The organism is Ancylomarina sp. YFZ004, assembly GCF_054254355.1.
Genome location: NZ_JBTCHQ010000056.1, coordinates 1 through 213, shown reverse-complemented (window position 1 = coordinate 213; position 213 = coordinate 1). Strand labels below are relative to the sequence as shown.

Below are 213 nucleotides of genomic sequence, written 5' to 3'. Positions count from 1 at the left end.
TTACACTTGCATCTGTACTTCTTGCTTCAATGCGAATAATATGAAACTCATCGGTTTCAAAATCGATCAAAGCTGCGTTGGCAACAGTAACAATTCCTGTTGTTTCATTTATCTTGAAACGTCCGCCTGCATTATCCAATAGGAAGTAGGTGATATTATCACCATCAGCATCTGTGGCCAAAGCGGTAATATGAACCGCAGCGTCAGCTTCAA

1 protein-coding gene is annotated in these 213 nt (G+C 40.8%); it reads right to left on the bottom strand.

Features of this window, described 5'->3' with window-relative positions; genetic code table 11:
- Window positions 1-213: cadherin repeat domain-containing protein (locus ACXR6G_RS20195; RefSeq protein WP_458363261.1), on the bottom strand; the 213-nt coding region annotated here is incomplete at both ends.